This is a genomic window from Bartonella queenslandensis (genome assembly GCF_018155095.1).
In the GTDB taxonomy this organism is placed as follows: Bacteria; Pseudomonadota; Alphaproteobacteria; order Rhizobiales; family Rhizobiaceae; genus Bartonella; species Bartonella queenslandensis_B.
This window is the reverse complement of sequence record NZ_NAAI01000006.1, coordinates 57,137-69,744: the sequence shown is the minus strand read 5'-3', so window position 1 is coordinate 69,744 and position 12,608 is coordinate 57,137. Positions and strand designations below refer to the sequence as shown.

General features: G+C 33.8%; 16 protein-coding genes. 10 read left to right on the top strand and 6 right to left on the bottom strand.

Annotation, left to right across the window (positions count from 1 at the left end; all coding sequences use genetic code 11):
• Positions 1-107 precede the first annotated feature (107 nt).
• Together B5V81_RS05480 and B5V81_RS05475 are read left to right on the top strand one after the other, a co-directional pair.
• Positions 108-818, top strand: coding sequence for a nucleotide-binding protein (locus B5V81_RS05480; protein ID WP_212112479.1), 711 nt, complete (start codon positions 108-110; stop codon positions 816-818).
• Positions 815-1,138, top strand: a complete 324-nt coding sequence (locus B5V81_RS05475) for a hypothetical protein (RefSeq protein ID WP_212112478.1) — start codon at positions 815-817, stop codon at positions 1,136-1,138. Before B5V81_RS05480 ends, B5V81_RS05475 begins: the two co-directional genes overlap by 4 nt.
• A gap of 115 nt (positions 1,139-1,253) precedes the next feature.
• On the opposite strand, the gene B5V81_RS05470 is transcribed toward B5V81_RS05475, so the two are convergent.
• The 4 genes from B5V81_RS05470 to B5V81_RS05455 form a co-directional block, all read right to left on the bottom strand.
• On the bottom strand, positions 1,254-1,610 hold the full coding sequence (locus B5V81_RS05470) for a helix-turn-helix domain-containing protein (protein ID WP_212112476.1): 357 nt from the start codon (positions 1,608-1,610) through the stop codon (positions 1,254-1,256).
• 444 nt (positions 1,611-2,054) lie between these two features.
• Positions 2,055-2,525, bottom strand: coding sequence for a hypothetical protein (locus tag B5V81_RS05465; protein ID WP_212112474.1), 471 nt, complete (start codon positions 2,523-2,525; stop codon positions 2,055-2,057).
• Between the two features lies 1 nt (position 2,526).
• Positions 2,527-3,252: a nucleotide-binding protein gene (locus tag B5V81_RS05460; protein ID WP_212112473.1), complete on the bottom strand. Its 726-nt coding sequence runs from the start codon at positions 3,250-3,252 to the stop codon at positions 2,527-2,529.
• Positions 3,249-3,560 carry a TraK family protein gene (locus tag B5V81_RS05455; protein WP_212112471.1) on the bottom strand — a complete coding sequence of 104 codons (312 nt, stop codon included), beginning with the start codon at positions 3,558-3,560 and terminating at the stop codon, positions 3,249-3,251. The genes B5V81_RS05460 and B5V81_RS05455 overlap by 4 nt, the downstream gene beginning before the upstream one ends.
• A 252-nt stretch (positions 3,561-3,812) precedes the next feature.
• On the opposite strand from B5V81_RS05455, the gene B5V81_RS05450 reads away from it, so the two are divergent.
• From B5V81_RS05450 to B5V81_RS09110, 7 genes are all read left to right on the top strand, one after another.
• Positions 3,813-4,142, top strand: coding sequence for a plasmid mobilization protein (locus B5V81_RS05450; protein WP_212112469.1), 330 nt, complete (start codon positions 3,813-3,815; stop codon positions 4,140-4,142).
• A complete protein-coding gene (traI, locus tag B5V81_RS08860; protein WP_244979396.1) occupies positions 4,139-4,906 on the top strand; it encodes a TraI/MobA(P) family conjugative relaxase in 768 nt (255 codons plus the stop codon). Before B5V81_RS05450 ends, traI begins: the two co-directional genes overlap by 4 nt.
• A 386-nt stretch (positions 4,907-5,292) precedes the next feature.
• A complete protein-coding gene (locus tag B5V81_RS08855; protein WP_244979395.1) occupies positions 5,293-6,051 on the top strand; it encodes an LPD7 domain-containing protein in 759 nt (252 codons plus the stop codon).
• A gap of 139 nt (positions 6,052-6,190) precedes the next feature.
• Positions 6,191-6,868, top strand: coding sequence for a VirB8/TrbF family protein (locus B5V81_RS05440; protein WP_212112467.1), 678 nt, complete (start codon positions 6,191-6,193; stop codon positions 6,866-6,868).
• A 35-nt stretch (positions 6,869-6,903) separates the two neighbouring features.
• Positions 6,904-7,743, top strand: a complete 840-nt coding sequence (gene trbG, locus B5V81_RS05435) for a P-type conjugative transfer protein TrbG (protein WP_244979394.1) — start codon at positions 6,904-6,906, stop codon at positions 7,741-7,743.
• Positions 7,744-7,785: 42 nt separating this feature from the next.
• Positions 7,786-8,241, top strand: coding sequence for a conjugal transfer lipoprotein TrbH (locus tag B5V81_RS05430; protein ID WP_212112465.1), 456 nt, complete (start codon positions 7,786-7,788; stop codon positions 8,239-8,241).
• Entirely contained in the window at positions 8,238-9,539 is a 1,302-nt protein-coding gene (locus B5V81_RS09110; RefSeq protein ID WP_212112463.1) for a TrbI/VirB10 family protein, read from the top strand. Before B5V81_RS05430 ends, B5V81_RS09110 begins: the two co-directional genes overlap by 4 nt.
• A gap of 191 nt (positions 9,540-9,730) precedes the next feature.
• Here the strand turns inward: B5V81_RS09110 and B5V81_RS05420 are convergent, their stop codons facing one another.
• Both B5V81_RS05420 and B5V81_RS05415 read right to left on the bottom strand, forming a co-directional pair.
• Positions 9,731-10,495: a 4'-phosphopantetheinyl transferase family protein gene (locus B5V81_RS05420; RefSeq protein WP_212112461.1), complete on the bottom strand. Its 765-nt coding sequence runs from the start codon at positions 10,493-10,495 to the stop codon at positions 9,731-9,733.
• A 537-nt stretch (positions 10,496-11,032) separates the two neighbouring features.
• A complete protein-coding gene (locus B5V81_RS05415) occupies positions 11,033-11,422 on the bottom strand; it encodes a VOC family protein (protein ID WP_212112459.1) in 390 nt (129 codons plus the stop codon).
• 681 nt (positions 11,423-12,103) lie between these two features.
• Here B5V81_RS05415 and B5V81_RS05410 point away from each other — a divergent pair.
• A complete protein-coding gene (locus B5V81_RS05410; RefSeq protein WP_212112588.1) occupies positions 12,104-12,550 on the top strand; it encodes a PhzA/PhzB family protein in 447 nt (148 codons plus the stop codon).
• Positions 12,551-12,608 lie beyond the last annotated feature (58 nt).

The following is a 12,608-nucleotide window of genomic DNA, read 5'->3' as shown; positions in this document are numbered from 1 at the left end:
GTAATAAATATTCATAAAATAAATTGTAATTATTTATTATTTTAATAAATACGTAATAAATAAATGATATTTATTTAGTGTTTATTCACTAAATAAGGAATATCTTAATGCCTGTAATTACTATGTGTTCAACAAAAGGTGGTGTTGGAAAATCCACAATGGCATTAGTATTAGCTAACGTTTTTGCTAAAGCTGGATCTAAAGTGAAATTAATTGATGCAGACCCAAATCAACCACTTGTGACATGGATGGAAAGATCTGTAGATACAATGCCACCAAATGATACAATGCCACCAAATATAGAAGTTTCTGGAAATATTACAGAACAGAATATTGTTTCTTGCATTGATGATGCTGTAGAGCAGTTTCCATTTGTTATTGTTGATCTTGAAGGTTCTGCTAATCTTGCAGCTTCTTTTGCTATAGGGAGAGCCGATTTAGTTTTAATTCCTATGAGAAAAAAGCAACTTGATGGAGATCAGATAGGAAAGATCATTGCTTTAATAAAACAGCAGAGTCAGTTTTTTAAAAGAGAAATACCTTTTCGTATCGTATTTTCTATGACCAATACCTTAAACAGTCGCGAAGGACAGCATATAGAGAAAACGTTAGAAAAAGCTAATCTTCCTATTTTACCTGCTTCATTAACTGAAAGAGGAGCTTTTAGTGCTATTTTTCAGATAGGAGGATCACTTTTTGATTTAACATCTGCCGATGTGAGTAATCCTCAAGCAGCACAAGAAAATGCAACGGTTTTTGCTAATGCTGTTGTGAAAGTATTGGATAATGAAAATTTATTAAAGGATAAAGTAGCATGACAAAAAGAGCTGAAATTCCATTACCAAACTTTGAAAATTTACAACCGTTTACAAAAGCACAGAAAGTAAAAGTAGATGAAAAAGAATTAGGTAAGATAAGTCAAAATAATGGTTTTACGACACGTCATGGCGTAGAACTAAAACGTGGTAGTGGACGCAGACGACGTAGTTTAAAAACAGCACGATTAACACTGGCACTTGAACCAGAAGTAAAAGACAGTTTTTGGTCTTTAGCGGATGAACTTAATGAAGATGGTGGTGATTTTCTTAATCGTCTTATTCAAGCTTATGTAAATAATAATTACATACAAAATAAATAATAAATATTTATTATTTACGTACAAAATACGTAATAAATATTTAATTTTTTTATAATTAAGGTGCTTATTTATCAAATGGTTAAAGCGTTTTATACTGTTTTCCAAACTTTTTATTCTATTCGGCAATTAACCACAAAATTGCTTTCTGTTTTTTAGAATTAAGTTGTCTAAAACCTTTTAAAAGGAAGTATTCTTCTTTACAGGAAATTCCTTCATCATAATGGTATGAAAAATTTCTTTTTTTGGAAATATCGGCATAAAAAAAGGAGATATCAACATCGAGTATGTCAGCAATTTGCTGTAAACGTCCAGCTCCTACGCGATTTAAGCCTTTTTCATATTTTTGGATTTGTTGGAAGGTTACTCCTAAGAGGTCTCCTAATTTTTGTTGAGACATTTTTAATATTTCTCTTCTGAGGCGAATTTTTTTGCCTACAGATAAGTCATTTACATGTTGATTTCTGGTTTGCACTTTGCACCCCCTCCAGTTGCGAGCGCCCTCGCATGGTATTCCGGGAGTAGTGAAGTACTGAGTTTTCATCAGCATTTTGCTTTTAGTGCTATTGCACTTGGACATAACAAAATCTCCCGGAATCCGGGAACACTCACATAGTGAGTTAATTTTTTGAAAACTTAGGGTTCACTATCCCTTATTGATCATTGCGTAGATAACCAATAACTCTTCTTGATAAGATAATCTTGGAAGATTAGCAATAAGAATAATTTCTATTTACAAAATTTATTTTTTAATGAGAGGCTACGGCCTCTCAAACTCTCCGTACGCTCACCAAAATCATGACATCAGATCCGCGTTTATCGAAGGAATAACAAGCCTTTTGAAAATATTATAAAAAATGTCAAAAAAGACAATAAAATAAAAGATACGGGCGCGTGGGGGCGCCTGTTTTTAAATTTATTAATGTAGATAATAATGGATTATAAGAGTAAAAAAGACGAGAATATTTGCTAACAAACTAGCTCCTATGAATATCATGTAATTTCTGATTTTTTTAAAAAATATTTCCATTTTTTCATCTACATTCGATTTTATGGTAGGTATTTTGGATAATGATAGTTCATATGATTTCATTTGTTCAGAAATGGAATTTAAGTTTTTCTGTACTTCTTCGTTTATTTCTTTTTGTATATATACGGCTGCTTCAGTTATTAATTTACCAGCTGCTTTTTTTTCCTCCTCTACCATATCATTACGTGCAGTTAAAATGTAATTAACTATTTGATTTTGATGTTCACGAAGTGTTTTTAAAGCTGAATTTAATACTGTATCAGACAAAAAAACAGTCATGAGAATTGGATCATTTGGTGGAATAAATTGATTAAATTCTAGAGCTATTTTTTGTCTAATGGCATCAATATCAATGGACATTTTATATTCCTGGAATAATAGCTATTTGATTAAATAACATATTTTTTACACGTGCTAATCGGCTTTTAGCCATAATACTGAATTCATTTGAATTTGTAATTTCATTAAAGGTTAGTTTTTTATCAAGCATTGTTTTGATATCTTCACCAAAAGTGCTCGATGTCTGCTGTGGAATTGTAATAATAGCTGAAATTCTTTCTTTAGTTTCTTCAAATATTTTCATTTCTTCAAAGTTTTTTCCATTGGCTGTGATGGGTCCAAAAAATTCATTTTTCCACACCACAATATTTGCTGTTTGTGGAATTTGGGTACATATAGAAAATAATCCAGATAATGTATCGGCTAATGCTTGTCCACCAGTGATAATTGTATGAATAATTACATTTTTTTTAGCAGTGGCTAATATATCAAAAGCTTCGTTTTCTTTTAAATAATAGGCTAGGGGTAAAAATGTTGTAGCTCCATTATCAATAACATATTGGCAATTAGAATTAAGCAATTCTTCCATAAGAGCATCAAAATTACGTGGAATAATTACACTTTGCTCGAGAAGTTTTAAATGTTTTACATTAAAATTTTTATAGTTAGCAAAAGTTTGATTAACAGGATCAGTGTCTATACCTTTTACGTTTATTTTGTTTTCGAGTAAATATTGCATCACAAGACTAGCTACAAAGGATTTTCCTACTCCTCCTTTACCTTGTAAGGTCATGTGAATATTTGTCATATCATATCCTCTAATTTTTTGTTTGTATCGTGTATAAATGTACGTGATTTTTGTTTTGTCGTAATAGGATTAGCAGAAGTAGCTTCTTTGGATTCAGTTTTTACTGATAAATCTGATGAAGCCCTCTCAAGATTTTTTCTAAAATATTTCCGCACATATGATGCTAGGGCATCATATGAAATATTTAAATTTGGATTTTTTCTTAAAATTTCTTTTAGGGAATACCCTTCTTCAATAGATTTTAGAATTAAATCTTTGTTGGCTATAAAGACTATTCGCATTTGTCCCCATTTAGTTTTTTGTTTCATTAACTTTCCATATTTTTATAGAATTTTCAAAAACTTTACAAAACTTATCAAATTTTTACAAAAAATGGTTATTATTGTCAATTAAAGAAATATTTTGGTAAGTTTTAGAAAAATTTTTCTTTCAGAAAATGGGAAAATGGCAAGATGTGTAATGTAGGACCACGCAACTACATTACTCAACTTATTCGCATAAATGCTCAACGTATCTTGCTCTACGAGGTTTGATTGCTACCGCAATTTAAGAGGATAAAAATGACACGACCACGAAAATATAGATTAAGTGTTTGGTGCGCATTTGAAGAAAAGGAAAGCATAGAAGAAAATGCCAAGCAGACGGGTTTATCGATTTCCACTTATCTACGTACCACTGGACAGCTTGAACCTGTAAAAGCTAATATAGATTATGAGGTAGTAAAAGATTTAACTAAGTTCCAGGGTGATTTAGGTAGAGTAGCAGGCTTATTAAAATTATGGTTAGTTACAAATAATGGAAAAGGTGGAGCGCCAAAAGATATAAATCAAATGATGGTGGATTTTCGTGCACTCCAAAAACAAATTTTTGAAAAAATATCCACTTTATGATTGCTAAACGTATTGAAAGAAAAAAATCAACATCAAATATAGCGCGATTGGCTCGTTATATTATGGATTTGGATGGTGGGGTTTTGCCAAGAGATTGGAAACTTACATCTGATTACATACTTGATAGCAATATACAAAACAGTAAAAAGGTAGCATCAGTAAGAGTTACAAATTGCCATACGGACGATCCAGTTATGGCAACAGAGTTTATTTTAAAAACTCAAGATCAAAATAAAAAATCAAAGACTGATAAAACATATCATTTAGTGTTATCTTTTCCAGCTGGAAAAATTCCAGATAAAGAAACACTTTATGCAATTGAAAATAAGTTCTGTGCAGCATTAGGTTATGAAAATCATCAACGGATTTCAGCTATCCATAAAGATACAGATAATCTCCATATTCACATTGCCATTAATAAAATAAATTCCGAAAATTTTCGTAATCATGAACCTTTTTTCGATAAACGTACACTTATGAAAACCTGTCAAAAAATTGAACAGGAATATAATTTGATCAATACGCCACATGGGAACGAAAAACAGTCTCTTGAAGATGAAGTCGACGATATTGGAAATACGAAACAGGAAAAAAGAAAAGATTTTGAATACAGAACAGGTATAGAATCTCTCACAACATATGTGAGAGGCATAATTAAAGAATTTAATTTTACAGATTGGTCAAAACTTCATGAAAGTTTTGCCGCTCATGGTCTCGTTATAAAAAAGAGGAAATGGATTAGTCATAGGATCTCCCGATCTTGATTTATGGGTGAAAGCTAGTAGTTGTGATAGAGGATTATCTTTATCTTCTCTTGAAAAAACTTGGTCCTTATAAAGACGTCAAGACAGCAGAACATAAACGATATGCACCATTTCCCTATGGAAAAAAAGTAAAGCTAAGACCCTTTTATACTCTCGGTATGAAGAGCAGAAAAAGATAAGTAAAATAGAACACCAGAGAAAATATCAAGCATTACCGATACAAAAGCGTGCTTTTTATAATGAGATTTTTGTTTGGTATAAACAACAGTGTTCTTTGTTGAAGTTAATGCCTAAAAGTTCACGCGCGACACTTCGAAATACATTGAAATTACAAAAAGTACTTAAACAGCAAGAGTTTAAAAAAACAGGAAAAAATTAAAAGGAAATTGGCAGAAACTAGGTTTCCAAATTGGCTCGATTGGTTACATCAGCAAGCAAATATCGGTGATAGAGATGCTATGAATGTTTTGCATTCCATGAATGAGAGTCAAACTATTTTGTCAGATAATTTATTAACTGTGGAAACGGCTTTGAAAACGGGTATTTTTCTACGTAAAAATCTAAATCCTTATTTTTTAAGAAATGGAAATATTCTATATAGGACTATTGATGGAGGGAGCATTATTGATGCTGGAGGGAAAATTCATGCGCAAAAATTCACTACAGGGTCTGCTTATATTGCGTTAAGTCTCGCTATGGAAAAATTTAAAGATCAACCTCTCATATTAAATGGTACAGAGGAATTTAAAAAAGAAGTTGCACGATTGGCTGGTATTCATGATATGAACGTTTTATTTTCTGATCCTACTCTTAATGACATTAAAAATGAAGTAAGTCGACATAAAAAAAATAGCATTAATGATCCAATTCAAGAATGGATAAAAGATCGCGATCAATATGCTGAGAATTTACCTCATGTTATGTGGAAAGGTGAAGAAGCTGTATTTAAGTATACAGAGCGTAGAGAAGTTGGGGGAAAAAACGTTCTTCTTTTTGAATTAAACAAGATTTTTGTTAAAGAAATCTCAAAAAGAGGCTTTATTCAAGCCGGATATTGGAAAAAAGGAAAAAAGTTAAAATTACAAAGAACAAGATCCAAAATCTTTCAGATAAAGAGATTTAAAGTTAGTATGTTTTTTCTTTAAAATTATAATTTTTTTGTTTGAGATAATTATTTTATGGATAAATGAAGATTGTTTTCTTCACAAAAGGAAAAAAATGTTTCATAAGAAAGTTAATTTATCTTTAAAGAATAGTAATTAGTTTTAAAATTGGGGGGTAAGTGTGAAGAAAACTGAAGATTCTACAAAGTATAAACCCTCTAATCCATATATTATAGCGCGCAAAGAATGGATGGAAAGGTATGGCGAATATGTTCAGGCTGCTAATAATTGGCGCTTAGCAACTTTTGGAATGATTATCATTACTGCCATAGCAATAGGAGCGTTCATTTGGAAAACAAATGAACAAACTGTCGTGCCTTATATTGTACAAACCAATTCAGTGGGTGAGGTAACACATTTATCGAAAGCAAATGTTGCAGCTAAACCGAACGCAACACATATTCGGGCGGCATTACGCAATTGGTTAATTGGGGCGCGTACTGTTTACGTTGATATGAGAGCAGAAGAAAGCCTTATAAATCAAACATATTCAATGACTTTACCACAATCACCAGCCTATACTATGCTTGTTGAATATCATAAACAAAATGATCCCTATTCTCGTGCTGCGAATGAGACAGTAGAAGTTCAAGTTAATGCAATTGTTCCCGTTTCTAGCGATACTTGGCAAATCGAATGGACTGAAAACAGAAGAGCGCGGACAGGTGCCCTGATTGATACTAAACTTTGGCAAGCTACAGCTACGATTGTTTTAGCAATACCCAAAACTGAACAGCAAATAATGATAAATCCAATAGGACTGTATGTTAAGCAATTTGCTTGGACATCAAGACTGTAAAAACAACCATAGTAAATGAGTAAAGCGGGGTTTTTATGTTTAAAAAAATTATTTTTTTGAGTTTAGTTGTTTTAAAGATATCAACAGCTATGGCAACAGGTATATCACCCAACGTTAAATTTGTTTCTCCTCAAAAAATACCTCTTACTGATAAGGAGGCATGGGGAATCAAATTAGCAAATCAATGGAAGAATAATCCAAAACGACCTATATATTCTGGGGATGGTAGTGTTAAATATCTTTATGGGGCTACTTTGCCTACATTGGTTTGTACACCATTAGAAATATGTACGATTCAATTGCAAGCTGGTGAAACTGTAAATTCTTTACATGCCGGTGATACGGTACGGTGGAAAATTAGTCCTAGCGTAAGTGGAACAGGAGCAGAAGAAACAACTTATATTGTTGTAAAGCCTACGGATGCTGGTTTAACGACAAATCTCTTTATTACGACTGATAGAAGAACTTACATGATTAAACTAGCTAGCACGCAAAGTTCTTCAATTCCTATCCTTTCTTTTATTTATCCGGATGATACAGATCAAGATTGGGCGGCCTATAAAGCGGCTACAGATAGGAGCCGTACTACGCTGCCAACAGGACAAAACTTAGCGGCTCTTGATTTTAACTTTCGTATTACGATTAGTGATCCAAAAATTAAATGGTACCCAAGACGTGTTTATACAGACGGCTTTAAAACTTACATTGAACTGCCTGGAGATGGGATTAGAGGAACAGCCCCAGCTTTAATTGCTATTGGTGATGATGGTGGTTTCTTAAAAAAACCTAGCGAGAGATTAATAAACTATCGCATGATTGGTAATCGGTATGTTGTGATACAGTTATTAGCAAAATTGCTCTTATTTCCGGTGTAGGAAGCTCTCAACAGAGAGTAACAATTATTAGAGGTAATTAAGATGTTAAAATATTTATTGCTATTACCTCTTTTGTTGACAGTTGGTTGCACATCTATGAACTATCGTTCATCTTTGAATTATGTTGATCAAAATGTTACTGAGAATGATGCAGCTTTAATTACTAGTGACTTCGTTAATTATCTCAGAGATTCTTTGCCACCCGCAACAACAACACTGATTGTAAAAACAAGTGATACAGAAGATAAATTTACATCTCCGTTGATCAATCTATTACAACGGAATGGTTATGGTGTTAATTATACAGATGAACCAGAAAAATATAAAAACACAGGTGTAATTTTAACTTACAAAGTTATGCCAATGGATAAAGGCATAGTATTGGTAGCGCGATATGGTTCAATTGAAGTAACACGTTATTATGTGCGTTTAACAACTGGAAAAACTGTACCGGCTGCTCCTTTTACTGCTCGTGTAGAAGATGGGGGAAAAGAGTGACAAAAAATCCAAAACTTGTTTCTTTTGATTCACCGGATTTTTTTACCATAAAATCCAAAGGGCGTAATATACGACGATTAAACAATCTACCTCTGATAGGGGCTATAGGTGTTTTTTTGTTCGCGCTTATTGGTATTACTTATACTTTTATGTTGCGGCAGCAATCTAACAGTGTTGTTTTAGAAGACCAAAAACGCTTGTTTGTGGATGAAACACCTTTGCCGATACGTCCAGAAGGAAATGATTATGTAGAACCTAAATTACCGGAGGTCTTACCATCAAAATCAACTGACGCAGGTACTCAAACTAAGATCAAACAACTAGAAGAAAGAAAACTAGAACAAAGCCAAATTGATAAAGTTGTAGATGAAGAATATGAAGAGCAGAAAAGGTTATTAAAGCGTATTGAAGAAAGACGTTTGGCTAAAATGGAAGCAGCTTTGGATTCTGAACCTACGATTTCTTTTACAATGGATTCAAAAATAAAAACGCAATCTCAAATACAGGAGAATAATCCTCAAAAAGTAACTCTTGAAAGTTTGTTTGGTCGTGGAGTAGCGTCTAATGCATCATTGTACAATGGTGATGGAGGACGTAACCCTAATATGCAAGAACAAAAAATTGCTTTTTTATCACAATCACCAGAAGCAGCAGTTTACTTAAAAAACACGCGTCAAGAAGCTATCAAGGCAAGCCTTGAGATTAAGGCTGGAACCATTATTCCTAGTATTATGATAAGTGGTATTAACAGTGATTTGCCTGGACAAATCATAGCTCAAGTAAGAGAAAGTGTTTACGATTCCGCTACGGGTCAAAATGTTTTAATTCCTTTGGGGTCGAGGCTAATTGGAACATATGATAGTCGTGTATCTACTGGTCAAAAAAGAGCACTTATTGCTTGGTCAAGAGTTATTTATCCAGATGGATCTTCTTTATCTCTTGGGAATATGCCGGGGACAGATCAGTCTGGTTATGCTGGATTTAAGGATAAGGTCAATAATCATTATTTAAAAATTTTTGGGAATGCTTTTCTGCTTTCTGTCATTTCAGGAGCTTCACAATTATCTCAAAAAACACATAATAAAGGTAATGATGATAGTAAAATGGAAACAGCAAAAGAAACGTTAGCAGCAGAGCTTGGTAGGCAATGGGGCGAAGTTGGGATTGAAATGACACGTAAAAATCTAGGTATTCAGCCAACAATTATTATTCGTCCTGGTTATAATTTCAATGTCATGGTAACAAAAGATATTATTTTACCCGCTTGGCAAGGTCATCCAATGGCTGCATTTCCTTAATTTCTTTTTTTGAAATAAAATATCAAATCTGTCATTACCATGTAAAAAGAGCAAATATATATTTTAGTACCTTATCGTATAATAAGATATAATATTATATCTTATAGTGTAAATGCTTAATCCTAATTGGATGTGTAGTACGGGATATATTATGGGAAAAAATAAAAAATCGCTAATGAAGATAGCATTTTTTAATCCGGAGGCCACTTTGTTAAAAGTTTTGGTTTTAAATCTTCTTTCTGTGTTATAAGCGGTAAGCTTTTGAAAAACTTTATCTTAAAAGAGCTGTGCTGTGGAAGAATAGCTAATGCGATTTGGTGGTTGGATTTTATTTTCCATCTTGCGAAGCGCCATAGTGCAGAACTTGGGTGTTGGCTAGTAAGCTTTATGATGTTGTGCTGTGTCTCGGAGAGGTCGAAAGAAAAACTATCAAAAGGTAATGATAAGCCCAAGCCCAAAGCTTTACTGTAGGCTTCTTTTAATATCCAAATGGTATAAAAACGTTCTAAGCGTTTTTTGCCGTTAACGTCACAAATAAAATTTGCTTCTGTGGATGTAAAGCAGCGATAAGCTAGCTCTTTTGCATTTATTGGACGGGTTATTGCTTCTACATCTATGCCAATGCAGCAATCGTTGCTGATTGCTAAGACAACTAAGCCGCAGCTATGAGAAATATTAAAGTTTAGTCCAAGTACTGCCCATTTTTGTGTCGGAGTAATTTCGGGACGGCCATATTTATTACTAATAAATTGCCACTCTTGGGGCGCAATAGGCGCCATTTTAGATAAAATGGTCCTGAGTAGGACTCTTCCTACAAGATACTCATTCTGAGCTGATTTTGCTTTGAACTGTCTAAATCGTTTATGTTCACATGGCGACAAGAGCGCTAAGTAGCGCAAATAAAGCTGCTGGTCAATTTTAGCCAGTGGGCTGTACCAAATTTGGATTTTATGCATATCTCATTTCATGGTTAATTATTTTAGAGGCTGTTTTGTTTCTAAATTAAAGAAAGCGGGTATAGGATAAAAGGTCAGTCGCATAGTTTGCCCTAGTGTGTGTGAAAGTTTTCATAAACACAACAGCCTGATTCCTAGCTTTGTAAATGAGGCTAATCGCATACCTAACTTGGCTTAATTCGTTTAGAGTTGCAAATTGGAGAAGATCTAATTTAGAGCTAAGCATTGCAACGTCGAGAAAGAACAAGACAAGGTAAAATTAAAGATTACAAGTGCGGGGATCATAACTAGTACTGAAAATAGTAAACTGGAGCAATGTAAACCGCTTAATAAGATTAGGTGATTCCACCTCACCCCCCATCTTGCGGTTTTCGTGTCTCAATCCTATAACGCAAGCCTTTAAAATACTAATTTATTGTCCATACAATAACATCAACTAACCCCAAAGCCAATAAGTCTCTATAGTACATAGCTTATAGATTTTAAAAGTAGATAATTATTACAATTCAGGCAATTAAAAATCAAATCTAAGACTTTTTAATCCAGTGGACAAACACGAATAATATGGCCGTCAGGATCTTTGATGAGGAAGGTACGCCCAAATACGTCGGTATACGGTTCTTTCAAAACATTTATCTCAACGGTGGTTTGCTCTTGCCATTCCGCATATAGCTTGTCTACATCTTCTCCAGTAGGCAACATAATGCCGATTTCTGAAAAACGAGGCACATTTTCCTTAGGTGCGTCGCCCCCAGACCAGAGTGCAAAGAGCGCATCACCCGAAGAAGCAAATGCAACATAGCGTGGTGATATGAATACAGGCTCTTTCTTGAAGATGAATTTGTAAAAAGTGATAGAATGTTCTACATTTGATACGTATACCAACTGTAGGTTTGGGGTGACAGAATAACTAGGGATATTACTCACGAATTCCTCCTATTTTAGTCGTGATCTTCGAACACTCTATATCTATGTAGAAAATATTTCAACAACAGTTTGTGATTTTTCTGTTCGGATATGCTTTACTTATATGTTTTTATTCTTTTATTGTTATATGCTAAAATGTCAAAACCGCTACTACATTGCTAATGGGACTCTTAAGAAGGGCTATCGCACCGATCAAGCGCTGCAATAAACACTCTGTGGGGCAGGTAAATACCTTTCAATCGTATAAGATAGGATTTAGTGAATAAAACAGTTGTGTAGTCGATGGGGCCATAGCGGAGATATTTTATAGTTCTATCGGGTTTTATTGGTTTTACATGCGGTATGAAGTACGCAAAAGGTGGGGCACCAGTTTACAAGAAGCAACAGTAAAAGAGCATATTAATACTAACATTTTGGTGCAAACGAATATAGAAAACTAGTTGAACAGCAAGAAGATTAAAAAATACGTGAAGCTACAACATGAGTACTGATTTTTTTACAGTAGTTAGTTAAAACCATAGTTGCTTTGTGTATAAAACTTGTTTATGTGTATACTAAGATTTTTTCTAATTTAAGTGATGTAAGGTCCTCAAGGGTTGTATTTACACATTAATATTAGAAGTTAGACCAAAAAGGAGGAGGAGGTCGAAAGTGTGTCAATGAGATAAAGATTTACAGACTCTGCGGGAAAAAAATCGTGAAACTGTTTTGGCTTATTTGTCGTCAACTCGTGGTAAAGCACGTTTAGAGAGGCATAAACTTTTTGTCGATGAAGGCGAGAGTGGGCTATGGACCACGGAAACTGGAGAGCCGATTATTATACGCGGCATTGAGAATCTAGAAAAGCATGCTGTATGGTCTTTAAAGTGTTTTCCTGATTGGGAATGGTATAATGTTCAAATATTCACAACGGATAACCCTAATCACATTTGGGTAGAATGTGATGGTCGTGGATTAATTTGTTTTCTTGGTTATCCTCAAAATTACTATAAAAATCACTTTATCCACTCATTTGAGTTACGGGATGGCTTAATTGTTCGTAATCGTGAGTTTATGAATCCAATCGCTCAATTAAAGGCTTTAGGGTTCAATATTCCTACAATTAAGCGTTTTGGAATTCAGTCCTGAGGCTTTATAATTAATGCTTATTGCATAAGTAGCGTCTAAGAAGTGATGGTACTTGAAT

Bases quoted from the DNA above. Each gene is read 5' to 3' on its own strand.
- B5V81_RS05480 (WP_212112479.1), top strand. From the start codon at position 108: ATGCCTGTAATTACTATGTGTTCAACAAAAGGTGGTGTTGGAAAATCC.
- B5V81_RS05475 (WP_212112478.1), top strand. From the start codon at position 815: ATGACAAAAAGAGCTGAAATTCCATTACCAAACTTTGAAAATTTACAA.
- B5V81_RS05465 (WP_212112474.1), bottom strand. From the start codon at position 2,525: ATGTCCATTGATATTGATGCCATTAGACAAAAAATAGCTCTAGAATTT.
- B5V81_RS05460 (WP_212112473.1), bottom strand. From the start codon at position 3,252: ATGACAAATATTCACATGACCTTACAAGGTAAAGGAGGAGTAGGAAAA.
- B5V81_RS05455 (WP_212112471.1), bottom strand. From the start codon at position 3,560: ATGAAACAAAAAACTAAATGGGGACAAATGCGAATAGTCTTTATAGCC.
- B5V81_RS05450 (WP_212112469.1), top strand. From the start codon at position 3,813: ATGACACGACCACGAAAATATAGATTAAGTGTTTGGTGCGCATTTGAA.
- traI (WP_244979396.1), top strand. From the start codon at position 4,139: ATGATTGCTAAACGTATTGAAAGAAAAAAATCAACATCAAATATAGCG.
- trbG (WP_244979394.1), top strand. From the start codon at position 6,904: ATGTTTAAAAAAATTATTTTTTTGAGTTTAGTTGTTTTAAAGATATCA.
- B5V81_RS05430 (WP_212112465.1), top strand. From the start codon at position 7,786: ATGTTAAAATATTTATTGCTATTACCTCTTTTGTTGACAGTTGGTTGC.
- B5V81_RS05420 (WP_212112461.1), bottom strand. From the start codon at position 10,495: ATGCATAAAATCCAAATTTGGTACAGCCCACTGGCTAAAATTGACCAG.